The organism is Terribacillus sp. JSM ZJ617, from assembly GCF_044383785.1.
In the GTDB taxonomy this organism is placed as follows: Bacteria; Bacillota; Bacilli; order Bacillales; family Amphibacillaceae; genus Terribacillus.
The window spans coordinates 729,923-756,575 of the sequence record NZ_JBISEQ010000002.1; the positions used below are offsets into that span (position 1 = coordinate 729,923).

The 26,653-nt window shown below is 45.8% G+C and carries 24 protein-coding genes, 1 other RNA gene and 2 other annotated features (1 of these 27 only partly in view); of the genes, 4 read left to right on the forward strand and 21 right to left on the reverse strand.

Features of this window, described 5'->3' with window-relative positions; genetic code table 11:
- Window positions 1-30, reverse strand: a binding site (T-box leader) (it extends 183 nt beyond the left edge of the window).
- 42 nt (window positions 31-72) lie between these two features.
- From ACH6C1_RS09995 to cymR, 7 genes are read right to left on the reverse strand one after another with little or no spacing between them, the layout of a single operon-like run.
- Window positions 73-1,173, reverse strand: a complete 1,101-nt coding sequence (locus tag ACH6C1_RS09995; RefSeq protein ID WP_374076709.1) for an AI-2E family transporter — start codon at window positions 1,171-1,173, stop codon at window positions 73-75.
- The gene (locus ACH6C1_RS10000) at window positions 1,139-1,339 is read right to left on the reverse strand and encodes a hypothetical protein (RefSeq protein WP_093727763.1); all 201 of its coding nucleotides are present in this window, start codon (window positions 1,337-1,339) and stop codon (window positions 1,139-1,141) included. The genes ACH6C1_RS09995 and ACH6C1_RS10000 overlap by 35 nt, the downstream gene beginning before the upstream one ends.
- Window positions 1,340-1,398: 59 nt before the next feature.
- Window positions 1,399-3,738 (reverse strand): SF1B family DNA helicase RecD2, encoded by a 2,340-nt coding sequence (gene recD2 / locus ACH6C1_RS10005; RefSeq protein WP_374076711.1) that lies wholly within the window; start codon window positions 3,736-3,738, stop codon window positions 1,399-1,401.
- A 13-nt stretch (window positions 3,739-3,751) separates the two neighbouring features.
- A complete protein-coding gene (locus ACH6C1_RS10010; protein ID WP_095222438.1) occupies window positions 3,752-4,426 on the reverse strand; it encodes a tetratricopeptide repeat protein in 675 nt (224 codons plus the stop codon).
- A gap of 54 nt (window positions 4,427-4,480) precedes the next feature.
- Window positions 4,481-5,593, reverse strand: coding sequence for a tRNA 2-thiouridine(34) synthase MnmA (gene mnmA, locus ACH6C1_RS10015; protein WP_374076716.1), 1,113 nt, complete (start codon window positions 5,591-5,593; stop codon window positions 4,481-4,483).
- Window positions 5,594-5,598: 5 nt separating this feature from the next.
- Entirely contained in the window at window positions 5,599-6,747 is a 1,149-nt protein-coding gene (locus ACH6C1_RS10020; protein ID WP_374076718.1) for a cysteine desulfurase family protein, read from the reverse strand.
- A gap of 15 nt (window positions 6,748-6,762) precedes the next feature.
- A complete protein-coding gene (cymR, locus tag ACH6C1_RS10025) occupies window positions 6,763-7,182 on the reverse strand; it encodes a cysteine metabolism transcriptional regulator CymR (protein WP_095218180.1) in 420 nt (139 codons plus the stop codon).
- A gap of 158 nt (window positions 7,183-7,340) precedes the next feature.
- Between cymR and ACH6C1_RS10030 the strand changes: the two genes are divergently transcribed.
- Together ACH6C1_RS10030 and ACH6C1_RS10035 are read left to right on the forward strand one after the other, a co-directional pair.
- Entirely contained in the window at window positions 7,341-8,609 is a 1,269-nt protein-coding gene (locus ACH6C1_RS10030) for a replication-associated recombination protein A (protein ID WP_374076721.1), read from the forward strand.
- A gap of 105 nt (window positions 8,610-8,714) precedes the next feature.
- Window positions 8,715-9,455, forward strand: coding sequence for an RsfA family transcriptional regulator (locus ACH6C1_RS10035; RefSeq protein WP_374076723.1), 741 nt, complete (start codon window positions 8,715-8,717; stop codon window positions 9,453-9,455).
- Between the two features lie 57 nt (window positions 9,456-9,512).
- Here the strand turns inward: ACH6C1_RS10035 and ssrS are convergent.
- The 11 genes from ssrS to ACH6C1_RS10090 form a co-directional block, all read right to left on the reverse strand.
- A non-coding RNA gene (gene ssrS / locus ACH6C1_RS10040) (6S RNA) lies at window positions 9,513-9,691 on the reverse strand.
- 62 nt (window positions 9,692-9,753) lie between these two features.
- Window positions 9,754-11,538 (reverse strand): aspartate--tRNA ligase, encoded by a 1,785-nt coding sequence (gene aspS, locus ACH6C1_RS10045; RefSeq protein WP_374076725.1) that lies wholly within the window; start codon window positions 11,536-11,538, stop codon window positions 9,754-9,756.
- Window positions 11,531-12,823, reverse strand: a complete 1,293-nt coding sequence (hisS, locus tag ACH6C1_RS10050; RefSeq protein WP_374076727.1) for a histidine--tRNA ligase — start codon at window positions 12,821-12,823, stop codon at window positions 11,531-11,533. The genes aspS and hisS overlap by 8 nt, the downstream gene beginning before the upstream one ends.
- 76 nt (window positions 12,824-12,899) lie before the next feature.
- Window positions 12,900-13,118 (reverse strand) — a binding site (T-box leader).
- Between the two features lie 46 nt (window positions 13,119-13,164).
- Entirely contained in the window at window positions 13,165-13,335 is a 171-nt protein-coding gene (locus tag ACH6C1_RS10055) for a hypothetical protein (protein WP_374076729.1), read from the reverse strand.
- Window positions 13,336-13,411: 76 nt separating this feature from the next.
- Entirely contained in the window at window positions 13,412-13,873 is a 462-nt protein-coding gene (dtd, locus tag ACH6C1_RS10060) for a D-aminoacyl-tRNA deacylase (protein ID WP_374076731.1), read from the reverse strand.
- Window positions 13,874-13,891: 18 nt separating this feature from the next.
- Window positions 13,892-16,108, reverse strand: a complete 2,217-nt coding sequence (locus tag ACH6C1_RS10065) for a RelA/SpoT family protein (RefSeq protein ID WP_095222429.1) — start codon at window positions 16,106-16,108, stop codon at window positions 13,892-13,894.
- Between the two features lie 166 nt (window positions 16,109-16,274).
- The gene (locus tag ACH6C1_RS10070) at window positions 16,275-16,790 is read right to left on the reverse strand and encodes an adenine phosphoribosyltransferase (RefSeq protein WP_095222428.1); all 516 of its coding nucleotides are present in this window, start codon (window positions 16,788-16,790) and stop codon (window positions 16,275-16,277) included.
- Window positions 16,780-19,125 carry a single-stranded-DNA-specific exonuclease RecJ gene (recJ, locus tag ACH6C1_RS10075; RefSeq protein ID WP_374076733.1) on the reverse strand — a complete coding sequence of 782 codons (2,346 nt, stop codon included), beginning with the start codon at window positions 19,123-19,125 and terminating at the stop codon, window positions 16,780-16,782. Before recJ ends, ACH6C1_RS10070 begins: the two co-directional genes overlap by 11 nt.
- Window positions 19,126-19,182: 57 nt before the next feature.
- Window positions 19,183-19,566 (reverse strand): LapA family protein, encoded by a 384-nt coding sequence (locus ACH6C1_RS10080; RefSeq protein ID WP_095222426.1) that lies wholly within the window; start codon window positions 19,564-19,566, stop codon window positions 19,183-19,185.
- Window positions 19,567-19,651: 85 nt separating this feature from the next.
- Entirely contained in the window at window positions 19,652-21,910 is a 2,259-nt protein-coding gene (gene secDF, locus ACH6C1_RS10085) for a protein translocase subunit SecDF (protein ID WP_374076736.1), read from the reverse strand.
- Window positions 21,911-22,065: 155 nt separating this feature from the next.
- Entirely contained in the window at window positions 22,066-22,362 is a 297-nt protein-coding gene (locus ACH6C1_RS10090) for a post-transcriptional regulator (RefSeq protein ID WP_095222424.1), read from the reverse strand.
- Window positions 22,363-22,482: 120 nt separating this feature from the next.
- On the opposite strand from ACH6C1_RS10090, the gene spoVB reads away from it, so the two are divergent.
- A complete protein-coding gene (gene spoVB, locus ACH6C1_RS10095) occupies window positions 22,483-24,030 on the forward strand; it encodes a stage V sporulation protein B (RefSeq protein ID WP_095222423.1) in 1,548 nt (515 codons plus the stop codon).
- Window positions 24,031-24,036: 6 nt separating this feature from the next.
- On the opposite strand, the gene ACH6C1_RS10100 is transcribed toward spoVB, so the two are convergent.
- The gene (locus tag ACH6C1_RS10100; RefSeq protein ID WP_374076738.1) at window positions 24,037-24,702 is read right to left on the reverse strand and encodes a DUF421 domain-containing protein; all 666 of its coding nucleotides are present in this window, start codon (window positions 24,700-24,702) and stop codon (window positions 24,037-24,039) included.
- Between the two features lie 106 nt (window positions 24,703-24,808).
- Between ACH6C1_RS10100 and ACH6C1_RS10105 the strand changes: the two genes are divergently transcribed.
- Window positions 24,809-25,180: a TIGR04086 family membrane protein gene (locus tag ACH6C1_RS10105; protein ID WP_095222422.1), complete on the forward strand. Its 372-nt coding sequence runs from the start codon at window positions 24,809-24,811 to the stop codon at window positions 25,178-25,180.
- 34 nt (window positions 25,181-25,214) lie between these two features.
- Here ACH6C1_RS10105 and yajC read toward each other — a convergent pair whose 3' ends face one another.
- A complete protein-coding gene (gene yajC / locus ACH6C1_RS10110; protein WP_038561613.1) occupies window positions 25,215-25,478 on the reverse strand; it encodes a preprotein translocase subunit YajC in 264 nt (87 codons plus the stop codon).
- 16 nt (window positions 25,479-25,494) lie between these two features.
- Window positions 25,495-26,631: a tRNA guanosine(34) transglycosylase Tgt gene (tgt, locus tag ACH6C1_RS10115; RefSeq protein WP_374076741.1), complete on the reverse strand. Its 1,137-nt coding sequence runs from the start codon at window positions 26,629-26,631 to the stop codon at window positions 25,495-25,497.
- Window positions 26,632-26,653 lie beyond the last annotated feature (22 nt).

Sequence of the window (26,653 nt, forward strand, 5' to 3'; positions counted from 1 at the left end):
GTCATGTACTTGTACCTTCATCGCTTTTCGCTATAAATCTAAGCGTTAGTATAGATAAAAAAGCGGATTTTGTCAAACATCCGTCTCCTTTGCTGTATCCAAGCAGGCTTTGATTATCGTCAGACAAGGAACAGCAGCGATCATACCGATTATACCCCCAAGCTCCCCGCCTACTAGTAAAGCAAAAATGATCAGAAGCGGATGGATATGGATGCTTTTTCCGACGATGAAGGGAGAAAGCAGGTTCCCTTCTATCAATTGAATGATAAAAACCATTATTCCAGCAAGGAGAGCCGTTTTCGGACTGATAGTTATGCCGACGAGTATAGCAGGAACTGCCCCAATGATCGGACCGAAGTATGGGATGATGTTCGTTGCTCCTACCAATAAAGCGAGCACCAAGGAATATGGCAGTTTGATCAGCGTGAATGCAGTCCAAGTCAAAAGACTGACAATGCAGCTCACAAGCAGGACTCCGCGAATATAGTAGCCTAGATTATTATCTATACGCAGCACTAAGCTTTTAACTCTGCTGCGGTAACGGCGCGGCAGCAGCGAGAGACCAGCATTGCCAATTTTATCCGTATCTTTCAGCATATAAAAAACGATGACTGGTGTAACGACAAGAAAAATGACTACTTGCGGCAGCTTATTCCATATATGCAAGAGATCTTTTAGAAATACTTCTGCACGCTGTTCCAAGCCGCGTAAAACAGCGTCCATTTGATCATGCACAGTTTCCGGCAGGAACGCTGTCCGTTCATACATGAATTGCACATAATGATCATAGCGCTGTGTCAATGCCGGCAAATTATGACTGAATTCCTTTACCTGGCTGATCAATACCGGGAAGCCTTTGTACAGCAGGAATCCAGTAAGACCAAAAAACAGCGTATATATAACCAAAATGGACAGCCAGCGCGGCAGTCGCCACGATGCAAGAAAATCGATGATCGGATGAAGCAAATAAGCAATCAAACCTGCAATGATGAAAGGCAGGAATAGTCCGCCTAAAAATAGGAGAAATGAACGATAAAATGGGTATAGCTTGATCAGCAGAAAACAAAGCAGCAAGGCGACGACTATCGTCACCATCCAAAGAAGAACACGATAAAGACGGGATGCCTCTTTCATATTACTAGAATGATGCGCCGTCGCATTTCCGTTCTTCATCTGTGAACAAATCATCAAGGGAACTCAACGAGCCATCTTCCTCTACTTGATGCAGGGAGAGCATCTCATCTTTATACGACAATTCAATAAAACAGCCCCAGCAATAATATTGTTCCGGTCCTATCTTTCCGATATCTTTGCTGCTGCAATTCGGACATTTCAACATGTTGGATCACTCCAAATCCTTTTTACATGTTAGAATGTCCAATTATTTCCTTGTATATACTACATGAAATCGTATGGAGAGATATCTTCCTGCTCTGCTTCTGCCTCACGCAGCATCCGATCGATGTCATCCCCTGCTTCGTGGAAGCCACCCAGATGTTCCACGAGGGAAGTATAGCGCTGGTTCGTATCTTCTGTTTGAATTCCTTGCAGAAATGCCTGTTTTTCCCCAACTAGAATCAAAGAACGCTGTGCCCTCGTAATCCCCGTGTACAACAGATTTTTGCGGAGCATTCTGCGATATCCTGGCACGACAGGCAAAATAACGATTGGAAATTCACTGCCCTGGGATTTATGGATCGAGATACAATACGCATGCATCAAATTCGATAAATCCTTGCTTTCGTAGACGACTTCCTTCTCCTCGAATGCAACGACAAGCTGCTCCTTCTGCTCGACATTTTCTTCTTCGCGGAACAAAGCGACAACTTCTCCAATGTCTCCATTGAAGACACCTTCTTCCGGATCATTGACAAGCTGGATGACCTTGTCACCCTTTCGGAAAATAACGTCTTTTGCTGCCATCTCCCGCTTCTGCTTGTCCTTGGGATTGACCAGCTGCTGCAGCTGCTTATTCAATTCATGAATACCTGCCTGCGAACGATACATCGGAGCCAGCAGCTGGACATCACGCATATCCCAGCCTTTTTCGACGGCACGGCCAACAATCTGAGTGATGACATCTACCACTTGATGCTCCCGGCAAGGAATGAAGTTGAAATCCTTGTCCTTTTCCAGTTGTTCTTGTGATAATGTCCCGTTCTTGATAGCATGGGCAATCGTGATGATTTTGGAGCCTTCTTTCTGTCGATACACATCTTTCAGCATCACACGCGGTACAGCCTCTGAACGAAGTAAATCCGACAGTACCTGCCCAGGACCAACTGAAGGCAACTGATCTTCATCTCCGACAAGCAGTACTTGCATATCATCCGGAATAGCTTTGAACAATCTGTTTGCCAGCCAAATATCGACCATGGAAAATTCATCGACGATCAGCAGCCTTCCAGCTAGCGGATTATCTTCATCCCGCTCGAATGAGTCGTTACCGTCCCAACCCAACAACCGGTGGATCGTGCTGGCCGGAATATTCGTTGACTCATGCATCCGCTTAGCCGCACGTCCGGTTGGAGCAGTCAAGACGAATGGATAACTCTCATCTTTATCTTTATAGTCCTTTGGATCAAGCGAAAGTTCGTGTATTTCCGCATACGCTTTGATGAATCCTTTGATAACCGTCGTTTTACCTGTTCCAGGTCCCCCGGTCAAGATCATCACCTTCGATTGCAGCGCCTGCTCGATTGCTTCGAACTGTTCTTTCCCGTAACTGATCGTTTCCGCTTCCTCAAGCTTGCCAATTATCTTCAGGAGCTCTGCCTGAACAATTTCCGTCTCAGTATCTTTTTCCGTTAAGCGCTGCATATGGCTGCAAAAACCAGTTTCCGCAAAGTAAAGCATCGGATGGTAAACACGATCTTCCTGTTTGACAACCTTTTTCTGTGCATGCAAAACACCAAGCTGTTCTTCGATTTGGTCTGCACTAATACCGAATTGCGCACTGCGAAGTAGGACTGCGGCCTGTTTTAGCACTTCTTCATTCGGCAAATAAACATGACCTGCCTGCATGCTGTCTTGCAGCACCATCAAGCATGCGGCTTGTAGCCGGCTGTCATGGTCCATCGCCAGGTTATTCTTTCGAGCAGCTTCATCCGCCCGGTGGAAACCAAATCCCTCAATATCAAATACATATTGGTACGGATCCTTCTCCAATACTTTGATTGCTTCATCCCGGTATACTTTATAGATTTTCTGTGCAAGCTTCAGCCCGATGCCGTACTTCGACAGATGCACCATCACGTGGTCGAAGCCTTGATGTGTACGAAGGTCGTGGAGGAAGCGCTCCTTCTTCTCATCGTTCAGTCCTTGGATACCATCCAGCAAATCCGGATTCGATAGAACATCCGCTATCGCATTTTCACCCAGCTTCGCTACAATTCTCTCCGCAATCCGCTTTCCAATTCCATAAAACAGATCACTGGATAGGTATTGGATGAGCCCGTCCTTCGTTTCGGGTACATACCGCTTGTACTCCGTCACTTCATACTGTTCACCGAATCGTTTATGACTGACCATCGAACCATAAAACAGATAAGGCTCGCCTTGGTCCAGTTCTCCGATATATCCTTTGATGACGATATCCTTTTCTTCGATCGTCTCGTTGGTTTCCAATACCTTGATCCGGATAATGGAAAACTGTTCTTCTTCTTTCCGGAAAATCGTATGCAATAATTCACCTTTCACAAAGCCTTTTGGGCTTTCGGCAGTCTCCCCATATTCCATACGCCTGTACTCCTTACTCTTCGTTCTCGATTTGCTCCATAATCAGTTCTATTTGCGCCTTTCCGTGCATGGCCATCTCATGATCAGGCTGTGCTTCGAGCGCTTTATCCATATATGCGAGCGCTTGTTCAAACTGCTGCTGATACAAATACGCTACACCTACATTATAAAGGGCATCACTATGCTTTGGACTCCATTCCAGCAGGTCAAGCAGCACTTGTTGTGCGGTATCGATTTCCCCTGCGGTTGCAAGTGCCAATCCGTACTGGAAAACGATAGCAGCATCGCGATCCTCAAGCTCTGCGGCACGCTGCAAATAAGGAAGTGCAAGCTTTTCCTGTCCAGACTGCTGTAAGGACATACCAAGGAGATAATGAACATCCCCTTCATCCAGGCCGAGCTTCACTGCTTCCATCAGCTGCTGAATTGCTTTCTCATACATTTCACCAGTGTAATACATACTCCCCAGACCGTAATAAGCAGTTGCAGCTCTCTCATCAAGCTCAATGGCACGGCGGAAGAAGCGTTCTGCTTTCTCTAAATCATTCATCCGCATCAGCAAATTGCCAAAATTGACATATCCAACTGGATCGTTTGGGTTTTCTTCGATAGCAATATTAAAATGCTTGGCAGCTCCCTCTAAATCCTGCTTCTGCAAAGCTTCTATTCCTGATTTAATATGATCCATTCTTTCACTCCTCTATGTAAGGGAAACCCTTGCCATAAGACAAGGGTTTCTGTTTTAACCGACGTATTCAAGCTGTTGTTCGTTCTTGATGATATCATCGATCGTACCGCCGCCAAGACATACATCCTCATCATAGAAGACGACTGCTTGTCCTGGTGTTATTGCGCGCTGCGGTTCATGGAAATCGACACGTACTTTGTTTTCACCGATCGGTGTTACCGTCACTTTGCTGTCTTTTTGACGGTAACGGAATTTAGCCGTTACCGTAATCGGTTCTGCTAGTTCTGTTTCGGAAACCCAGCTCATCTCAGTAGCAATCAAGGCATCGGAGTACAGACTGTCATGATCGAAGCCTTGTTCCACATAAAGAATGTTTTCTTTCAGGTTCTTTCCGACAACGAACCATGGTTCGCCTTCGCCGCCGATACCAAGACCTTGACGCTGTCCGATCGTATAATACATGAGACCGTCATGTTTCCCTTTCACAACCCCATCCAATGTGGACATGACACCAGGCTGTGCAGGCAGGTACTCGCTTAAGAAGCTTTTGAAATTACGCTCACCAATGAAGCAGATACCAGTGGAATCTTTCTTCGTCGCAGTTGCAAGATTGTTCTCAGCTGCAATACGGCGCACTTCTTTCTTGTCCATTCCGCCTAACGGGAACATAACTTTAGAAAGAGTTGATTCTGTCAGCTGGTTCAGGAAATACGTTTGGTCTTTGTTTTCATCCAGACCGCGGAGCATAACAGTTTTGCCGTCACGCTCTTCGACTTGCGCATAATGTCCTGTAGCCAAATAGTCGGCTCCAAGAGACATCGCGTGATCCATGAAAGCTTTGAATTTGATTTCTTTGTTGCACATTACATCTGGGTTAGGCGTACGGCCAGCTTTATATTCCTCAAGAAAGTATGTGAATACTTTATCCCAATACTGCTTTTCGAAGTTCACCCCGTAATATGGAATACCAATTTGGTTAGCAACTTTTTTAACATCTTCGAAATCTTCTGTAGCGGTACAGAAGCCATTTTCATCCGTATCATCCCAGTTTTTCATGAAGATGCCGACTACGTCGTACCCTTGCTGTTTGAGCAAAAGGGCAGCAACGGAAGAATCGACACCGCCGCTCATACCGACGACGACACGAATATCTTTGTTTTCTTTCATCTTTGTCACTCCTTTCCTTTTGTTAGTCGTTTTATAATAGCAGCGACTGTCTGGGCAGCCTCTGCGACGGATTCAGCTGTGTTGCCATATCCGAAACTGAAACGGATACTGTTTGTAACACGGTCATCTTCACCGTACATCGTTTTCAGAACATGCGACGGATCGACGGAGCCTGCTGTACACGCACTGCCGCTTGATACAGTAACACCGGATAAGTCGAAGTTCATCAGCAGAGATTCTACATTCGTTCCCGGAAAACTGATATTGACTATCCCAGCGGATCGCTGACCTGCCTCTCCATTGATGAAAAAGTCGATTCCTGAAAGCTTCAATTCAGAAATGAACGTATCTTGAAGCAGCTGATACGCTGCTTTACGTTCCGTTCTTTTTTGCATTGCCAATTCTGCTGCTTTGCCAAAACCGACGATGGAGGCGACATTTTCTGTTCCCGCACGGCGTTTGCGCTCCTGCTCCCCGCCATAGGTGATTGGTTTGATACGCACACCATCGGCTGCATACAAAGCGCCTATTCCCTTTGGTCCGTTGATTTTATGCGCCGATACACTCAAAAGATCAACTCCGAGCATATGGACATCAATCTCCTCGGTTCCATAGGCTTGGACAGCATCTGTATGGAAGTAAGCAGGATGGGATTGTAGCAGATCACCAATCGCTTGGATTGGCTGCATGACACCTGTTTCATTATTGATCATCATCACAGAGACAAGTATCGTGTCCGGTCGTAGTGCTGCTTGCAGATCGGCAAGCTTAATTGCTCCAGACGCATCAGCAGGCAGGTATGTCACCTCGAAGCCTTGACTTTCCAGATAGTTGGCTGCATGTAGTGTAGCATGATGCTCGATTGCAGTCGTAATAATATGCTTACCTTGTTCACGGCAAGCATTCGCCACACCGATGAGTGCCATATTATCCGCCTCTGTGCCCCCGCTCGTGAAGATGATCTGTTTATCTGTTGCACCGATACTTGCTGCAACCTTCTCACGTGCAACATCCACGATATGGCGTGCTTCCCTTCCCAATGCATGAACACTGGAAGGATTGCCGAATGTGCCCTCCATGACCGGAATCATCGCCTGGATGACATCCGGGTGCATTGGAGATGTTGCCGCGTGATCAAGATAGATTGGTTTCATAACTGCTTGCCTCCATTAAATATAGAACATATACGGATCCTGGCTCTCATCATCTCCATGACGGCATAGATCCTCTAAAGTTGTCGTATCCAATACGTCCCTGACGGCATCGCGGATGCGCAGCCAAAGCTGCTGCTTCGCCGGCTCCTCCTCTTCGATCCCCTCAACAGGTGTGATCGGACCTTCCAGCGTACGGATGATATCGCCGGCCGTAATCTCTGATGGGGCTGATGCGAGCATATAGCCGCCCTTGGCGCCACGGATACTTTTGACCAGACAGGCATTCCTAAGCGGTGCAGCGAGCTGCTCCAAATAATGCTCGGACAATTTATTTTCAGTCGCAATGGTCTTCAAGGAGACTGGTCCTTCTCCATAATGCTTTCCTAATGCGATCATGATAGTTAATCCATATCGTCCTTTAGTCGATATTTTCATCTCTTAAAACTCCTCATAACTGCCTCAGTAATGTTCGGATTTCAAAACAATAACGATTATTATACCAGAAAATATTATAACATGGATAGCAAGTGGCTTGCATTTTCCCCGGTCGCTGGATACGCTAAGACAAGCAGAAACAGGATGGAGGAATAAATATGGCCAGACAACCATTAGCATATCGCATGCGGCCGAAGGATATCAGCCAGATCATCGGCCAAAAACATCTCGTCGGTGAAGGTAAGATGATCCGGCGGATGGTGGAGGCGGACCGTTTGAGTTCGATGATCCTTTACGGTCCTCCAGGTACGGGGAAAACGTCGATGGCCATCGCGCTTGCTTCCAGCGTCCAGATCCGGTACAAGCTGCTGAATGCGGTAGTGGACAAGAAAAAGGATATGGAAATCGCGGTAGAGGAAGCGAAGATGAGCGGCCAGCTCGTTCTCATACTGGATGAAGTTCATCGTCTTGATAAAGCGAAGCAGGATTTCCTTCTTCCGCATGTCGAGAGTAATTTGATTACATTGATCGGGTGCACAACGAGTAATCCCTATCATTCTATAAATCCGGCAATCCGAAGCAGATCTCATCTGTTCGAACTGAACAGTCTGGAACCAGCAGATGTAAAAGAGGCACTCGGGCGCGCAGTGGATGATTCTGAACAAGGGCTGCGCAGCATGCAGCTGGATATAACGAAAGAAGCATTGGAGCATTTTGCAAGTGCATCAGGAGGAGATTTGCGGGCAGCGTTGAATGGGCTGGAGCTTGCCGCTTACTCTACACCGGCACAAGATGGGACTGTCCACATTGATTTGGAAGTAGCAGAAGCTTGCATGCAGAAGAAAAGCTTTTCTCATGATAAAGATGGTGATGCCCATTATGATGTACTTAGTGCTTTTCAAAAATCCATTCGCGGCAGCGACGTCAATGCAGCTTTACATTATCTGGCTCGTTTGATTGAAGCAGGAGATCTCGACAGCATCGGCCGCCGGATGATTGTATGTGCCTATGAAGATATTGGACTCGCCAATCCGCAAGCCGGTCCCAGAGCTTTAGCAGCAGTAGAGGCAGCTGAACGCGTAGGCTTCCCGGAAGCACGTATTCCTTTGGCAAATGCAATCGTAGAACTCTGTTTATCTCCTAAATCAAACAGCGCGTACAAAGGCATCAATGCTGCGCTGTCGGATATACGTTCAGGCAAAGTCGGCGAGGTTCCTGCTCATCTGAAAGATGCCCATTATCAAGGGGCTAAACACATGGGCCGCGGAGTCGGATACCAATACCCGCATGATTATCCAGGAGCTTGGGTAGAGCAGCAATACTTACCTGACCTTCTTAAGAACAGAAGGTATTACGAACCAACTGACACCGGCAAGTTTGAACAAGCTCTCAAACAAGTCTATGAACGCGTAACAAAAAGAAAATAAGGTTACAGGTATACGGGCAGCAGTCTGTGGCAACAATGTGGCTAACAGTTTTTATTACTTTCTATGTTTGTAGATTAACAGATAAGAAATGGAGTGTTAGCCCATATGGTTAAAGTAAGACAAGATGCATGGAGTCATGAAGACGACTTACTGCTCGCCGAAACCGTACTTCGGCATATTCGGGAAGGAAGCACGCAGCTGAGAGCCTTCGATGAAGTAGGCGACAAACTGAATCGCACCTCAGCAGCTTGCGGTTTCCGATGGAACGCAGAAATCCGCAATCGCTATGAACAGGCCGTTGCAATTGCCAAGCGCCAGCGCAAGGAGAAAAAGCGCGCAGAACAAAGAGCACAAAAGCCAGCTGCTGCACCCGTTCATCAGCCAGTACCGGTAATGTCCGTGATGGACACACAACAGGCTTTCCCAATTACAATGGATGAAGAAACAGCCCGCTTCGAAGCAGAAATTGCACAAGAGACATTCATAGTCGGTGAACATACCGAAACAGAGAATGACAGCAGCGAGCAAACGGCTGAACTGAATCTGTCTCAAGTAATCGGCTATCTGCAATCTTTGGAGCAAGGTTATCAAACTAGTGAAACAAGCCGGCATACCATACACCAGCTGGAAGCGGAGAACCATAATCTCCGTCAAGTAAACGAAAAGCTTACAGAAGAATGCGAGAGCTTGAAAAATCAGCTGAAAACGATGAAAGCTGATTATCAGGTGCTCATCCAGATCATGGATCGTGCTAGGAAAATGGTTATCTTCGACGACCAGGATGCTTTTGCTCCTCCGGCTTTTCGGATGGACAAAAACGGAAACTTGGAACAAGTTGCTAAATAAAAAGCAGCACATACCCCAGTAGGGTGTGTGCTGCTTTGTTCATTTTTAACGGAAAATAGCAATCCCGATCGTGCCGTCCTATTGAAGTTTTGAACCCGCTCTCCGCAGGTGGGTGCCCTGATTCGCACTTTATGCGTCCACTCTATGGAGGCTTGCATGCCGCACGAAGACTTTCGGGCTCCCGTACTTCATTGTAATCGGTCAAAACATATGAAGAACGTACACATCAGGATTGCTATTTGTTTATGAAACTATATTAGCATGGATAAACAGAGTTTTCAACTGGAAAGTCTGCCTATTATGCTTCCTGCCCTGCTGATTTTTTTTGGATATCCAAATACAGCTCATCCAGCTGCTTTTTGCTTACTGGATCTGGAGCATCTGTCAATGGATCGGTCGCAGAAGCAGTTTTCGGGAATAGGATTGTATCCCGAAGGTTCGTGCTGTTGGATAGCAGCATGATGAAACGGTCATAACCAAGTGCAATTCCGCCGTGTGGAGGAGCTCCTGATTCCAAAGCATCCAGCAGGAATCCGAATTGTTCCTGTGCTTCTTCCTTCGTGAAGCCAAGCACTTCGAACATCCGGTTTTGCAGATCCATTTGGTAGATACGCTGCGAGCCGCCTCCCAGTTCATAGCCATTAAGGACAATGTCATACGCTTCTGCTTTGACAGAAGAAGGATCTGTTTCCAGCTTATCGATATCAGCTGCCGCTGGCATCGTGAATGGATGATGCGCTGCATAATAACGGCCCTCTTCTTCGTCGTATTCAAATAAAGGCCAATCTGTCACCCAAAGGAAGTTGAACTTGGTTTCATCGATAAGTCCAAGCTCACGACCAAGTTTATTCCGTAATGCTCCTAAGCTATCAAAGACCACTTTCGTCTTATCAGCAACGAATACCAGCAAGTCACCTGCTTCAGCAGAAAGAACGTCCTTCAGCTGGCCTTGGACAGTTTCGTCAAGGAATTTCGCAATTGGTCCTTTCAAAGAACCGTCGGCTTCTGCTTTGACCCATGCAAGTCCTTTTGCACCATATATCTTAACAAAGTCAGTCAATGCATCGATATCTTTACGAGAGAAGTTCGCCGCCTGTCCTTTCACGTTGATTGCACTGACACGGCCGCCGTTTTGGATTGCATCTTGGAATACTTTGAAGTCAGCAGACTTCACTGCTTCTCGTACATCCACCAATTCAAGCCCAAAACGTGTATCTGGCTTATCAGAGCCGAAGCGTTCCATTGCTTCTGCGTAAGGCAGGCGCGGGAATGGCACCTGAACTTCAACGTCCTTCACTTCTTTCATGACACGCTTCATCATACGTTCTGTCATGCCGATGATATCTTCTGTGGACATGAATGAAGTCTCGATATCGATTTGAGTGAACTCCGGCTGACGGTCCGCACGTAAATCTTCATCACGGAAACAGCGAGCGATCTGATAATACTTCTCGAAGCCTGAAATCATGAGCAGCTGTTTGAATAACTGCGGAGATTGCGGAAGCGCATAGAACTCACCTGGGTGCACACGGCTTGGTACAAGATAGTCGCGCGCTCCTTCTGGTGTGCTTTTTGTCAGAATCGGCGTTTCCATCTCATAGAATTCTTCTTCGTTCAAGAAATTGCGGATCGCTTGCGTTGCCTGATGGCGAAGACGGAATGTCTCCTGCAGCGGTTTTCTCCGCAAATCCAGATAGCGGTATTTCAAGCGGACATCCTCGGATGCATCCACATCATCCTCGATTTGGAATGCCGGACTCTTCGCTTTGTTCAAGATACTGATTTCTTCTGCAACAATTTCGATTTCACCAGTTGCCATGTTTGGATTTTTCGTAGCATCCTCGCGCTCTACGACTTTACCAGTAACACTCACAACGAATTCTGAGCGGATTTGTTCAGCAGTTTCTAATGCTTCTTTGGATACATCAGGGTTGAAAACGACTTGCACGATTCCGGAACGATCCCGGATATCAGCAAAAATCAATCCGCCCAGGTCACGCCGTTTCTGTACCCACCCTTTGATTGTTACTGTTTCGCCTGCATGGCTCGTTCGCAGCAGGCCTGCCTTTTGTCTTTCACTCATCCGCTTTTCCTCCATCCAGCTGTTGTTTGATTGTATCAACAGATTCCTTGATTGCTACTTCAGTCTGCTGTCCTTCCTGCATATTACGCAAGGAGATGACGCCTTTCTCCAGCTCATCCTCACCGAGAACAACAACAAACTTCGCCTGCTGGCGATCAGCAGCTTTGAACTGGCCCTTCATTTTCTTGCCAAGATAATCCTTATCTGTTGTCACACCAGCTAAGCGCAGCTGATATGTCAGTCTTGCAGCTTCTTTTTGGACAGCTTCTTCACCAAGTGCTACGACGTAAACATCTGTTCCAGTCTTAACAGGCAATTCGATACCTTCTGCCTCTAATGCAAACAATAGACGTTCAATACTTAGTGCATAGCCAATACCTGGTGTGGATGGACCGCCAACTTCTTCGACAAGACCATTATAACGGCCACCGCCCGTAAGCGTCGTAAGGGCACCGAAGCCTTCTGCATTACTCATGATTTCAAATGCTGTGTGGTTGTAATAATCCAGGCCTCTGACAAGATTCGGATCTACTTCATAAGGAATGCCGATTGCATCCAAGTTTGCTTTAACAGCGTCAAAGTATGCTTTGGATTCGTCATTAAGAAAATCATGGATGGATGGTGCGCTTTTTACTTTCGGGTGCTCCCGGTCCTTCTTACAATCAAGAATACGCAATGGGTTCTTTTCCAGACGGTTCTGACAGTCACTGCAGAGCTCTTCTTTGACAGGTGTGAAATGATCAATCAAAGCGGTGCGGTGTGCATCACGGCTTTCTTTGTCTCCGAGCGTGTTGATGATCAGTTTCAATGATTTCAAACCTAACTGCTGATAGCCGCTCATAGCCAAGCTGATTACTTCCGCATCGATTGCCGGATCTTCACTTCCCAAGGCTTCGACACCGAATTGAACGAACTGGCGCATGCGACCTTGCTGCGGTCGCTCGTAGCGGAACATCGGTCCATAATAAAATAGCTTCGTCGGTTGTTCCGGCTGACCGTATAGCTTGTTTTGCACAAAAGCGCGAACGACGGATGCCGTTCCTTCTGGTCTAAGCGTCAAGCTGCGGTCCCCTTTATCCTTGAATGTGTACATTTCTTTCTGTACGATATCCGTTGTTTCCCCTACACCGCGAAGGAACAGCTCCGTGTGTTCGAAAATCGGCACCCTGATTTCTTTGTAGTTGAATTTGCTTGCCAGATCTGTCAGTACTTTTTCAGCATACTGCCACTTTTCTGATGTACCAGGTAAGATATCCTGTGTACCTCTTGGCGCTTTCATATCCATGTGATAAACCTCCTCGACTAATGACCCAATCCCCGGATTCCAAAAATAACGACAAAAAACCCCCGTCCCTTATAACACAAGGGACGGGAGTTTTTCCCGCGTTGCCACCCTAGTTGGATACAGCTGTATCCCACCTTGGTCAGTTAACGCCTGCTACGTCACTGTCTACTGCGTTGTTCGACAGTGATCCTAAGGAATGTCTTTCAGTTCGAAGCTGTGCCAGGCGCTTACAGCCAATGACGCCTGATCTCTGGTCACAGTGATTTCGACTTACTCTTTCCCTCATCGGATTTCCGGTTTCTTTAGATTGTAATAATAGTACATGTTTGTAAGAAAGATTGTCAAGATTGTTTTAGTCGTTCTTGTAATTTTTTTCGTTCCATACTGTTTGGTGATCCTATGAAGTTCGGTATAACCGGATCGTCGATCATAGAAGCTGGTTCACCTCGAAGCCGGACGGCATCCAGCCGGGCTGCGGCGAATACACGCTGCTGTGCATCACTGCTACGCAAGCTGATCACACCTTTTTCGGATTTACAACTAGTATTCTCGGTTCAACCATTCTTTATACAAAAAAACAAGAAAGCATTATGCTTCCTTGTTCGGTCGATCTGCACTGTCCAAGATAATGGTAATCGGGCCTTCATTGATGAGCTGTACGTCCATATGCGCACCGAATTCCCCAGTTTCCACGTGAATGCCTGCTTCGATAAGCTTTTGATTAAATTGTTCATAAAGCTTCATGGCAATATCCGGCTTTGCTGCGTCAGTGAAGCTGGGCCGGCGTCCCTTCCGTGTATCAGCATACAATGTGAATTGGGAAATAGATAAAACTTCACCGCCGATTTGAAGGAGCGACTCATTCATCTTTCCGTCAGCATCTTCGAAGACGCGAAGGTGAATCAGCTTATTCACGATATAATCAAGATCCGCCTCCGTATCCTCATGTGTGATGCCTACAAGCAGCATGAAGCCTTTGCCGATTTTCCCGATAATCTCTTCACGTACAGTGACGCTGGCTTCTTTTGCGAGCTGTGCTACTACTTTCATCTCTTGCGCCTCATTTCTCTATTGCAGCATTCTCGTAACTGTATAAATATCTTTAATTTGTTTGATCCGCTCTACGATTTTACGGAGATGACCGATATTATGAATCAAAATTGTCAGATGGATTGTTGCCAGCTTATTCCGGTCGGACTTGCCATCGACAGCAGTAATTTGTGTGCGGGTCTCATTGACAGCTTGCAGTACTTCATTCATCAATCCATGTCTATCAAAGGCTGTTATCTCCAAATCCACATGATATTGCTTGGAAATGGTGGCATTGTTTTCCCAGTCGACATGCAGCTTACGCGTCTGTGCATCTTCTGTCTGCATATTCGGACAGTCGGAACGATGGACAGAGACTCCCCTTCCCTTCGTTATATAGCCGATAATTTCGTCACCCGGTACAGGGTTGCAGCATTTGGAAAGACGGACAAGCATATTATCCACACCCTCGACACGCACCCCGGAATCCCGCTTACGGCTTGAGGCAGCGGATTTGGACGCACTTGCCATCTTCGCTGTTTCAATCGTTTTCTCCATCACTTCTTCTTTTTCGTACTGACGGCGCAGGCTCTCAGTTAGTCTAGTCGTAATTTGCGCTGCTGTGATACCTTGATAACCGACAGCTGCATACATATCTTCCTCGGACGTGAAGTTGAATTTCTCGACTACCTTGCGAAGGTTATCCGGAGTAAATACAAGCTTCATATCGAAGCCAGACTGTTTTACTTCTTCTTCCACTAGCTCCTTGCCTTTTGCCACATTCTCTTCCCGGCGCTGCTTCTTGAAGAACTGTTTTATTTTATTACGTGCATGAGTTGTCTGGGCAAGCTTGACCCAGTCCTGGGAAGGCCCGTAAGAGTGCTTGGAAGTCATCATCTCCACTATATCGCCATTTTTCAGTTTATACTCAAGCGGTTCCATCTTACCGTTGATCTTGGCGCCAACTGTATGATTGCCTACTTCTGTATGAACTCGATAAGCGAAATCAATCGGAACGGAACCTGAAGGAAGTTCGATAACATCACCTTTTGGTGTGAACACATAAACCATGTCACTAAAAAGATCGAGTTTAAGCGATTCCATGAACTCCTCCGCATTTTCGGATTCATTCTGGAAATCAAGAATCTCACGGAACCATGTCAGCTTTTCTTCAAATGATTTCTTCTGCGTGCTCGTGTTTAGCTGTTTGCCTTCTTTATACGCCCAATGAGCTGCGATACCGTATTCTGCTATCTCATGCATTTCTTCCGTACGGATCTGTACCTCGAGCGGATCGCCCTTTGGCCCGATGACAGTCGTATGCAAGGATTGGTAAAGGTTAAGCTTTGGCATCGCAATATAATCCTTGAATCTGCCCGGCATCGGTTTCCAGCATGTATGAATTACGCCAAGAACGGCATAACAGTCTTTGATGCTTTTCACAATGACTCGAACCGCAAGCAGGTCATAGATTTCATTGAACTGCTTATGCTGATACTCCATCTTCCGGTAAATACTGTACAAGTGTTTCGGCCGTCCGAATATATCAGCATCGATGTTTATATCACTAAGCTGACTGCGGATTTGATCCATCACGTCACCGATGTAGCTTTCCCGTTCATCGCGCTTTTGCTTCATAAGGTGGACGATTCGATAATACTGCTGAGGATTCATATAGCGAAGTGCGGTATCCTCGAGTTCCCACTTGATCGTACTGATTCCGAGTCTGTGTGCAAGCGGTGCAAAGATTTCGAGTGTCTCATTAGAAATCCGGCGCTGCTTTTCAGGTGACAGATGCTTCAGTGTACGCATATTATGCAAACGGTCAGCAAGCTTAATCAGGATGACCCGAATATCCTTTGCCATTGCAACGAACATCTTCCGGTGATTTTCAGCTTGCTGTGCCTGTTTTGATTTGTATTTAATTTTTCCAAGCTTGGAAACACCATCTACGAGCATTGCTACTTCGGCATTAAAAGCTGCTTCCAACTCTTCGACCGTAACAGGTGTATCCTCTACTACATCGTGCAGGAAGCCGCCTGCAATCGTTTCGGCATCGAGTTCCAGATGAACAAGGATTCCGGCCACTTGAACAGGATGAATGATATAAGCTTCACCGGAACGGCGGAATTGTCCTTCATGCGCTTTTTCGGCGAACTCATACGCTTTCCGGATAAAATCGATATGCTCGTCCGACAGATATCGTGCTGCTTCTTGTATGACCTCTTCGGCCGTGAGAACTTTTTCCTTTGGCATCTCTTTAATTAAACTCCTTCTCATCGTCTGCATAAGCGACGAGGGTTCTGAACTGTCACATGTTATTTTTATAAGCTTAACAAATATCCAATCTATTCGACAAGTATCTGTTTCTTAAAATGAAACAAAGAGTGCCCCGAATGAGGCACTCCTGTTCTGTTCAATATTATTCGTAGCTAGTCAATGTAAGTACTTCATAGCCATCCAGCTTATCTCTGCCGTCTAGATATGACAATTCCACGAAGAACGCACATCCGACAACAATACCGCCTAATTCCTCAACAAGCTTGATTGTTGCTTCGATTGTACCGCCAGTTGCCAGCAAGTCATCTGTAATAAGGACGCGCTGACCTGGTTTGATAGCATCTTTATGGATTGTAAGTACATTCTCACCATACTCAAGTCCATAAGCGACTTTGATAACTTCACGAGGAAGCTTGCCTTCCTTACGGACAGGGGCGAAGCCGATATCCAGCGCATACGATACCGGGCAGCCTACGATGAAGCCGCGCGCTTCTGGACCGACGATCAAGTCCACATTTTTATCTTTAGCGAATTCCACGATTTCATTTACCGCTGATTTATAAGCCGGACCATTATCCATCAAAGTAGTGATATCCTTGAATCGGATACCTGGTTTCGGCCAGTCCTCTACGACTGTAATATATTTTTTATAATCCATTTACTGCTTCCTCCTCGATAACTTCCCCGCGTTCAAGTACGCGTTCCAGCCACGCTTTCAATTCTTTATAGCCGGAATAATATAAGATCTTCTCGACTTCTATCGCTTCCTTCAATCCCTGGTAGACCTCAGAGTCAGCCAGATCACGCTTGGAAGGATTTGGGTTGATTGAAATTTGATCCTTATCTAGTTTAACAAATTCCAGCTCAAAAAACACGTCGGAAATAAACTTGGTCCTTTCAGGACTCCATCCTCGGCTGTTTTTCAGATAATCCACTAGCTGGCTGTACATCATAGTCTTCTGCTTTAGCAGAATCGCATAGAACACTTTGAATTGATCACGATCTGGAAAACCTTGTAAGTAGGCGTTCTCTTTCACATCATAGCACGCATATATCAAATCTGGCTGTATATGCTGCAAGACATACGTGATATCCGTCATACGTCGAGGCATATCAGCGAATATGACAGCCCTGATATTGCCTGCCGCATTTGCAAGGCCTTCTGTTTCAAAATCCAAAACACGAATCTGATCAGACAGCCAGCTTAAATCCGTATTCGGCCGGAATCGCACCACAGCTGTCTCTTCTTCGTTTTTGATTTGAACAGCCTTCTTCAGCTGCTTGCTGCCTCTATGATCAAATAGCTGCCAAGAGCGAATTGCGATATCTTCAATCAAGATTTGCGGTTTTTGTCTGCCATTCCATTCATTGATAGACAATTCCCCGACAACTTCCAGATCATCTGCCGGAGTGAGGAATGGGTAAAGATCTCCCTGACCAAAGCATACACCGTCTAACTGCACGCTTTCCTCTGCAAATACGAACTTGAGATGGTTTTTATTTGCTCCGATGAGCTTTACTTCCCGCATTGGTGAAGTAAGCTTCACAAGCGGCTTTGGATTTTGCATTCCAAAAGGCGAGAGCTGAGCCATGTCCCGGATCAAATCGATTGAAACATCTTCCACTGTAACCGACAAGTCGATCGCAAGCGTTTGTTTGAAATCTTCCGCTGAAAGCGATTCTGCTGCCATTTGATTCAAAGCTTTTCGCAGTTTATCCAATTGTTCCAGCTCTAATGTCATCCCGGCCGCTTGGGCATGTCCCCCGAAAGCGATGAAGTGATTCCGAACCTGCATACAATGGTGGAACAAATCAAAAGCATCAATACTTCGGGCAGAACCTTTCGCCGTACCTTTTTCCGGATGAATCGCGAGCACAATCGCCGGCCGGTCGAAGGTTCTGACTAGTTTCGAGGCCACAATCCCAAGTACACCTTCGTTCCAGCCTTCCTTTGCAACGATGATGACATGGCTGCTGTCTTCCTCTGACTGTTCTCTGACCATCGCTTCCGCTTCTTTTGCTATTTTGGCAACGATATTTTGTCGTTCTGTGTTGAGAGATTGGATTTCCTCTGCCATTTCAGCGGCTTCCTCGTACGAAGCTGCCAACAGCAATTCGACAGCGAGGTCAGCATCCTGCAACCGTCCAACCGCATTGATACGCGGCCCGATTTTGAAGCCGATATCTTCTTCTGTTACAACGCCGTCTAGTCCGCAGCTGTCTCTCAGAGCACGGATTCCAGGTCTTGTCGACGACGCAATTGCCTTTAGCCCCTCGGCAGCCAGCACCCTGTTCTCATCAACAAGCGGCACCAAATCAGCTATTGTTCCGATCACAACAAGGTCAAGCAGCTGTTCCGGAAAATAGCCGAGTAAATAATGGGCCAGCTTAAAAGCGACACCTACTCCTGCAAGCTCATGGAAAGGATAATCCGGCGAACATTTCGGATGTACCACTGCGACAGCTTCCGGGACAGCTTCCTGCACTTCATGGTGATCCGTGATGATAAGATCGATTCCAATTTGTTTCGCTACTTCTGCTTCGTGGATCGCAGCAATACCTGTATCTACTGTCACAATCAACTGATAGCCATTTTCCTTTGCAGCTCGGAAAGCTGCTTCGTTCGGACCGTAACCTTCCGTAAATCGGTTAGGAATATAATAATCACAATCCGCTCCAAGCTCCCGTAATGCTTCCAATAAAACAACAGTGGATGAAACACCATCTGCATCATAATCTCCGAAAACCAGAATTTTTTCACCCTGCTCCACTGCAGCACGGATCCGTTCCGCTGCAACATCTATATCAGAAATAAGTTCCGGGCTGTGTAGGTCCTCTAGAGACGGATGAAGGAACCGTTTTGCAGCCTCAGCTGACGTGATTCCGCGCTGTATGAGCAGCTGCTCTACCAGCGGAGAAACACCCAAGCCCATAGGCTCGTGTGCTGAAGGTCGGCTGCTATTATCCTTCCATCTCATTTTGCTTTCTAACATAAAAAAAGACCCCCTAACCAAGCTATTATACTAGAGCCTGGTCGAGGGAGCAATCGGTTATTGTCTGTATTCATCTCTAATTCTTTCGGATGTTGGGTAGGTATTTGTTGTCGGATCGGAAATATTCGTCGTTGGCCTTTCAACTTCTTCATGTCCTTGTTCCGCACGTTTTTCTTGAAGTTCTGTTATTTCAGCTGCTTTTTTATCATTATCCTTACGTAAAGCGCGTACTTCCCTATTTAACTTGAACATACGCAACCCTCCTACAGATGCTGTAATTAAGACGCCCATCAAAACGGAGAACAAAATGATCAGGATTAGCGGAGCAGAGCCTGTACCGAATAGATAGTCCACCTGCACGCTGTCCACGTTGATAACTGCGAATACTGCAATAAGTACTGCAAAGATAACTGCTAGAATGATATACCATTGTGCCTTCATTTGCTGCTCCTTTCTAATGGTGCTACTCTTTACATTCCCCATTCCCAAAAAAATAACCCCCGTATTTACAACGGGGGTTATCCAATCAGACTTGTGGTCCTTCCACTTTCTTTTTCTCTTCATGGATGATTGGATTTTTTTCAATATTTCTGCCGCGCCAAACGAGCCATAGCTGTGAAGCAATGAATAGGGAAGAATATGTTCCCGCTGCCAGCCCAATTATAAGCGCAATAGAGAAGTTAGCAATCGACGCAGCACCGAAGAGCCACAGAATAATCGCTGCAACTATTACAGTCAAAACAGTGTTCACACTTCGCACAAGTGTCTGCAGCAAGCTGTCATTTACGATTTTGGCCAGCTCATCGAACGTTTTGACTTTCCGTTTGATACGGATATTCTCTTTGATCCGGTCAAAGGTCACTATCGTATCGTTGATCGAATAACCGATGATAGTCAGAATTGCTGCTATGATCGTAATGTCGAATTCCAGTCTGGTGATACTGAATACCGCCAAGATGAAGAAGGCGTCATGCAGCAAGGCCAAGATGGCTGTCACAGCAAATTTAAATTCAAATCGGATCGTCGCATACAGGATGATACCTATGGAAGCAAAGATGACAGCGTATAATCCATTTTCCGCTAGTTCTTTTCCGATTATAGGTGATACTGTACTGATACTCGGTGCATCTCCATATTCATCTTGAATACTGCTCTTCAACTCATTTTCCTGGTTTTTTGTGAGCGTATCCTCTAGTCGGACGGAGGCATGTTTGCCATCAGCCGACAGCTGCGTTTCCCTCGACTCGAAGCCGAAGTCATCCATCTTCTGTTCTACTTGTTCTGTCGTAAGAGCCTGATTTGAATCGAATTCCACACGAGATCCGCTCGTGAAGTCAATACCAAGATTCAGCTTGAATACACTTAGGCAGATGATCCCGGCAATCGTCAGCGCGATAGAGAAAGCAAAATAAGCTTTTCTATGCTTCACTAGATTCAGCTTCAACCCATAGAATGTGACTTCACGTTCTTCTTTATCATTGAGTTTGCGAATATTCTTTTTCGAAACTCCGAACCAGCCTGGTTTCTTGTCAAATGCACGGCTTTTCACCATTAAACTAAGCAATGCCCGTGACCCATATACAGCTGTGATGAAGCTCAATAGAATACTGATGATTAGTGTCGTTGCGAACCCTTTGATAGAGCTCGTACCGAATATGAACAGCACGATACCTGCAATCATTGTAGTCAAGTTGGCATCTGTAATTGTAGCCAATGAGTTTTTGTTACCCGCTTTGTAGGCGGCTTTTAGAGACTTACCGGTTTTCAGTTCATCTTTTATCCGTTCGTAAGTGATGATATTGGCATCAACAGCCATCCCCACACCTAGGATTAATGCTGCAATTCCTGGCAGCGTCAGCACTACACCAAGTAAATCAAACACAAGTATGTTCAAATAAGCAAATATTGCCAAAGTAATGGAAGCAATTAAGCCTGGAAGTCTGTAGTACACAATCATGAACAACAGGATAAGTGCGAAGGCAATATACCCTGCAAGCATTGTCTGATCCAATGCTTCCTGTCCGAATTGAGCACCAACTGAGTTTGAGTACACTTCTTCCATCTTCACTGGAAGTGACCCAGCATTCAGCAAGTCAGCAAGCTCCTGTGCACTTTCTACTGTGAAGTTACCTTCAATCTGAACTGATTTACTGTTGATAGTCTGTGAAACTGCAGGAGCAGAAATGAACTTTTGTTCATTCTCAGGCTTTTGTGCTTCCTCTTCATAAGAGTCGCCATCTTCATAATCCAGCCAGATGACCAGACGGTTGTCTGGGAATGCACGCTGGGAAAGCTCACTTGTCACTTCGCCGAATTTGGAAGCATCTTTCATATCGACCGTAACAAGCGGCTGATTCGTTTGTGGATCAAATGCCTGCTTCGCACTGCCCGCCTCAATATCCGTACCATTCAGATATTCTTTATCTGCTGTGTCACGGAATGATAGATTAGCAGTAGTCGACAGCATCTCACGAGCCTGTTCCTGATCCTTCACACCAGCAAGCTGGACTCGGATCCTGTTTGGCTGCTCGATATCGATGCTTGTCTCACTGACACCCAGGGAATCGACACGCTCCGTTAATGCCTGTGCTGTGGCATTCAGCGTTGCCGTATTTACCTTGTCCCCTTCTTCCAGCGGACTTACTTCATATAGCACTTCGAATCCGCCCTGCAGATCGAGTCCTAAGTTTAAATCGTTTGCGATTCCTTTAATCGTCGTTCCCATCGCACCCAAAAGCAATAGGACGATCAAGAAGAAGGCAACAATTCTGCCTCTTTTCACCATGATGCAACTGCCTCCCATTTTCCGTTCAACGGAAACCTAATATGATGCAGAGTTTTTCTGCAATAAAAGTACATACATATGTACGTGCTGTGCTTGTCCCTCAAATACTCACATAGTATAGAGAACATAAGCCGGCACTGTCAACATTACCTGGATCAGGATTGACCATTGATAGCAGCAATGGATGCCATCAGATCCTCATCTTCTCCATACACCGACATTGTCAAATAACCCATATAAACCGATACATTCAACTGCATAATATCAGCCACTACTTCATATAGACGTTTTGGTTTGTCTTTCTCTTTTTTCCATACCTTTTTTTCCATACAGTTCCAGATATCCGCAGCAGAGGCTTTATCGTAGCCAAGCAGATGAAATTCTTCCTTCTTGCTAATCACTGCAGGCATCACTTCCGACTTCCATTCGTTCACCGTCTTTGTTTCGTACACGTTTCTACCTCCTAAAACAACTTGCCTTCGTTCTGTTCAGGCTAGTCATGCTTGGCCATATCTCATGCATACATTTAATTGTAGCCGAAAAACTAACATTTGAGAAGGCAGGTTGTCGATGTGACAAAGCAGACTTTCCTAAAAGGGGCACTCATACTGATTGCCGCCAGCTTGATCACCCGCTTCCTAGGATTCGTGAACCGGATTGTCGTTGCACGTGTCATGGGGGGAGAAGGGATTGGTCTATACATGATGGCCATGCCGACGTTGTTCCTGGCAACTGCCATTACCCAGTTCGGTCTGCCTACTGCTATTTCGAAACGGGTAGCAGAAGCAGACGTGCGTGGAGACAACGAACAAATAAAAAAAATCGTTGTTGTTTCGCTGACGGTAACACTCAGTATCAGCATTGCATTTGTCGGTCTTCTTTACTTTGCAGCTCCATATCTTGCAGATAAGCTGCTGAAGGATGCGCGTGTCATCTACCCAATGCTGGCAATCGGGCCAGTTATACCGATATTGGCAGTGGCATCTGTACTTCGGGGGTATTTTCAGGGAAAACAGAATATGAAGCCGCAGAGCTTTTCACAAGTGATCGAACAGATAGTCCGAATCAGCTGCACAGTCTTCCTTGTAAAGTTCTTTCTCCCTTATGGGGTTGAATTTGCAGCTTTAGGGGCAATGATTTCAGTTTTAATCGGCGAATTCATTTCTTTGCTCTACATGCTGTATCAATTCAAACGAAAAAAGACCGTAAAAATACGATCTCAATTCGTCACAGCTTTAAAGGGTGGCAAGCAGACTTTGGAGCGACTGTTCTCGATTGCCTTACCTGCCACTGGCAGCAGGCTTGTTGCCAGCGGAACCCACTTTCTAGAGCCGATACTTACAGCACAAAGCCTTGCTTTGGCTGGGGTCGGAACGGCAATGGCCACAAGGCAGTACGGAGAACTTACCGGTTACGCACTTCCCCTGTTGTTTTTACCGACTTTCATTACGAATTCTCTTGCAACAGCTTTGCTTCCTTCTATCAGTGAGGCAAATGAACAAAATCGACATCAATTCGTACATTACCGAATTCACCAGGCAATTCGACTCAGCTTTGCTTCAGGTGCGATTGCAACGGTAATTCTGACAGTATTTGCAGGACCGATCCTCCATTATATGTATGGAAGTGAAAGTGCAGAGCGATTCATTCTTCTCATGGCACCTTTTTATATTATGATGTATATCCAAATGCCGCTCAGTACTGCACTCCAAGCACTCGATGCAGCTAAGTCTGCGATGTGGAATACAATCATCGGTGCAGGCGTCAAAATCATCTTGCTTGTCTCTTTGGCATCCAATGCCAAGTTCGGAATTATCGGGGTTGCTATCAGCATGATTGTCACAGTTGTTTTAATAACTCTATTGCATTTGATTTCACTAGCACGAGTTGCAGGTTTTAGACTATCTGTGAAGGAAATCGGTCAAATGCTAGGTCTGCTGGGAATAACTGCTTTTACTGCACACTTGTTGAAAGGGATATTCGCTAGTTCACTATATAACCTTCCAACATTCCTATTTTTACTTTTGATTCTAACGATCCTCTACTTATTGTTCATGCTCAGTTTCGGTTTTATAACGAGAGCGGAAGTAGAGCAGTTTCTGTCCAGAAAGAAACGTTGATTCCTATCAGCGTTCATCTTTTCGATCAATATACCAGTTATGATCTTGGTCGAGTGTACAATACGATATTCGACCAATATCAGGATGGCCATGACGCTTCATCTCGCCGCGGAGCCAAGAAGCAGTTTTATCGATATAATCCAATGCTTTTTGCTGAATCTCGCCGTCGATGATCAGCGGCTGAACGAAACCGCTGCTGCCGTCTTCTGTATCTTGTTTTTCAAATACAGACAATTCACCGGAAGTTTCCAGGATCGCAAAATCAACATCTTGTACACTTTTCGTTCCTTTTTCTCTCAGTTGCTGCTGAAGATCAGAAAAGCTGTAACGCTGTTTGCGCATCTCATGCTCATCTATCTTGCCGCGGGAAATAATGACTGATGGCTTCCCTTCCATAAAATCACGCATCTTAGGAAACTTTAGAGAAAGTAATGCTGTCCCTCTTTGTATTATAAGTAGTATCACCATCGGCACGATAAAATGAAGCAAGTGACTGCTTGGGTCTTCGATGGAAAAAACGGCTATTTCCGCCAGCATCAAATAGACGACCAAATCAATGATGCTCAATTCACCTATCTCTCGTTTTCCCATAAGACGGAAAATGATGACAATGACAATATAAGAAAGAATTGTTCTGCCTATGATTGACCATTCCAGTGTATCCAGCAACATGACCACCTCCTTTTTACTTATTTTGTGTAAGACCAATGGTTCTATTCGTTCTTAACTTGGTTGGACGAGCATACAGTAGCCATATAGACATGCTGGAGGGATCTTTGTGAAAAAGAATGTTCAAGCGATATTGTATGGCTGGATAACCGTCTTTGCACTGCTGCTATTCATCAGTTTCACACTGGCATTATTGCTTCGCTTCACGAAAATGGGGGAAGGAATGCTTGACTGGACTACACTCGGAGCCGGAGTACTCAGTTTATTCATCGGTGGTTTCATCGCAGGGGTGAAAGGTGAAGATAAGGGCTGGATGCTTGGCGGCATGACCGCACTCGGCTTTTCCCTTTTCATCCTTCTCTATCAGTATCTAGGCTATCAGGTAGGTTTTTCTGGGACACAGCTGCTGACACATGGAGGGTTTCTAGCAGCCGCCCTGGTTGGTGGTATGATCGGTGTCAACATTAAAACGAGCACATAAAAAAGACAGGAGAGAAATCTCCTGTCTTTGTCTTTTACACTTCTGAAGGTTTAACGTCACGGATCGCATTACGATCGAACGTCAATTTACTGCCGTCATCCGTAGTCAGGACTACAGATGCCTCGTCTATAGCATGCACCTTACCATGTAAACCACCGATGGTAACGATGCTGTCTCCTTTTTTCAAGCTAGACTGCATTTCTCTAACCTGTTTCTGACGCTTCTGCTGCGGACGAATCAACAGGAAGTAGAAGATGACAAACATTAATACAATCAGTATTAAACTTTGAATATTCATTCACTGCTCCCCCTTTCTAGAAATTCTTCGCGTTCGGCTTGTTGAAACCATAGCTTTCGAAGAATTCATCTCGAAAATCGCCAAGTCGATCCTCTTTGATCGCCTCTCTGACTTTCCTCATCAATTCTATCAGAAAATGCAAGTTATGGTAAGTAGTAAGCCTAAATCCGAATGTTTCGTTACATTTGATAAGGTGGCGAATGTAAGCGCGTGAATAGTTCTTACATACCTTACAATCACAATTCTCATCAATCGGACCGAAATCACGAGCATATTGCGCATTACGGACAACAAGACGGCCCTTGGATGTCATACATGTTCCATTACGTGCAATACGAGTCGGAAGCACACAATCAAACATATCGATACCGCGGATCGCACCGTCAATCAAGGAATCTGGTGAACCAACACCCATCAAGTAACGCGGTTTATCCTGTGGCAGCCACGGAGTGGTAAATTCAAGCACACGGTTCATGACGTCCTTCGGTTCACCGACAGACAGACCGCCGACAGCATAGCCTGGGAAGTCCATACTGACAAGATCTTGTGCACTCTGTTTACGAAGGTCTTCAAACTCACCGCCCTGTACAATTCCAAATAGTCCTTGCACATCCGGTCGAGCATGCGCAGTTAAGCAGCGTTCTGCCCAACGGCTTGTCCGCTCTACTGATGCCTTCATATAATCATATGTCGCTGGATACGGCGGACATTCATCGAATGCCATCATAATATCACTGCCGAGCGCATTCTGGATCTCCATTGCTTTTTCAGGGGAAAGGAATAGCTTCTCTCCGCTGATATGATTGCGGAAATGAACGCCTTCTTCCTGAATATCTCGAAGATCACTCAGACTGAATACCTGGAAGCCGCCAGAATCTGTCAGAATAGCACCATCCCAGTTCATGAATTTATGCAATCCGCCTGCTTCTCGGATAATCTCATGTCCCGGACGGAGCCAAAGGTGATAGGTGTTTGATAGAATAATATTCGCGTTAAGTTCCGTTAATTCCTCCGGACTCATTGTCTTTACCGTAGCCAGTGTTCCTACTGGCATGAATGTTGGCGTTTCAAAGCTCCCGTGGGGTGTATGTACGATACCGAGCCTAGCGCCTGTCTGCTTATCTTGTTTAATGAATTCATAACGAATTGCCATATTATAGGACTTCCCTTTCTAT

Excerpts from the sequence above, each read along its gene's own strand:
- ACH6C1_RS09995 (WP_374076709.1), bottom strand. The coding sequence starts at position 1,173 with ATGAAGAACGGAAATGCGACGGCGCATCATTCTAGTAATATGAAAGAG.
- ACH6C1_RS10000 (WP_093727763.1), bottom strand. The coding sequence starts at position 1,339 with ATGTTGAAATGTCCGAATTGCAGCAGCAAAGATATCGGAAAGATAGGA.
- recD2 (WP_374076711.1), bottom strand. The coding sequence starts at position 3,738 with ATGGAATATGGGGAGACTGCCGAAAGCCCAAAAGGCTTTGTGAAAGGT.
- ACH6C1_RS10010 (WP_095222438.1), bottom strand. The coding sequence starts at position 4,426 with ATGGATCATATTAAATCAGGAATAGAAGCTTTGCAGAAGCAGGATTTA.
- mnmA (WP_374076716.1), bottom strand. The coding sequence starts at position 5,593 with ATGAAAGAAAACAAAGATATTCGTGTCGTCGTCGGTATGAGCGGCGGT.
- ACH6C1_RS10020 (WP_374076718.1), bottom strand. The coding sequence starts at position 6,747 with ATGAAACCAATCTATCTTGATCACGCGGCAACATCTCCAATGCACCCG.
- cymR (WP_095218180.1), bottom strand. The coding sequence starts at position 7,182 with ATGAAAATATCGACTAAAGGACGATATGGATTAACTATCATGATCGCA.
- ACH6C1_RS10030 (WP_374076721.1), top strand. The coding sequence starts at position 7,341 with ATGGCCAGACAACCATTAGCATATCGCATGCGGCCGAAGGATATCAGC.
- ACH6C1_RS10035 (WP_374076723.1), top strand. The coding sequence starts at position 8,715 with ATGGTTAAAGTAAGACAAGATGCATGGAGTCATGAAGACGACTTACTG.
- aspS (WP_374076725.1), bottom strand. The coding sequence starts at position 11,538 with ATGAGTGAAAGACAAAAGGCAGGCCTGCTGCGAACGAGCCATGCAGGC.
- hisS (WP_374076727.1), bottom strand. The coding sequence starts at position 12,823 with ATGGATATGAAAGCGCCAAGAGGTACACAGGATATCTTACCTGGTACA.
- dtd (WP_374076731.1), bottom strand. The coding sequence starts at position 13,873 with ATGAAAGTAGTAGCACAGCTCGCAAAAGAAGCCAGCGTCACTGTACGT.
- ACH6C1_RS10065 (WP_095222429.1), bottom strand. The coding sequence starts at position 16,108 with ATGCCAAAGGAAAAAGTTCTCACGGCCGAAGAGGTCATACAAGAAGCA.
- ACH6C1_RS10070 (WP_095222428.1), bottom strand. The coding sequence starts at position 16,790 with ATGGATTATAAAAAATATATTACAGTCGTAGAGGACTGGCCGAAACCA.
- recJ (WP_374076733.1), bottom strand. The coding sequence starts at position 19,125 with ATGTTAGAAAGCAAAATGAGATGGAAGGATAATAGCAGCCGACCTTCA.
- ACH6C1_RS10080 (WP_095222426.1), bottom strand. The coding sequence starts at position 19,566 with ATGAAGGCACAATGGTATATCATTCTAGCAGTTATCTTTGCAGTACTT.
- secDF (WP_374076736.1), bottom strand. The coding sequence starts at position 21,910 with ATGGTGAAAAGAGGCAGAATTGTTGCCTTCTTCTTGATCGTCCTATTG.
- ACH6C1_RS10100 (WP_374076738.1), bottom strand. The coding sequence starts at position 24,702 with ATGTTGCTGGATACACTGGAATGGTCAATCATAGGCAGAACAATTCTT.
- yajC (WP_038561613.1), bottom strand. The coding sequence starts at position 25,478 with ATGAATATTCAAAGTTTAATACTGATTGTATTAATGTTTGTCATCTTC.
- tgt (WP_374076741.1), bottom strand. The coding sequence starts at position 26,631 with ATGGCAATTCGTTATGAATTCATTAAACAAGATAAGCAGACAGGCGCT.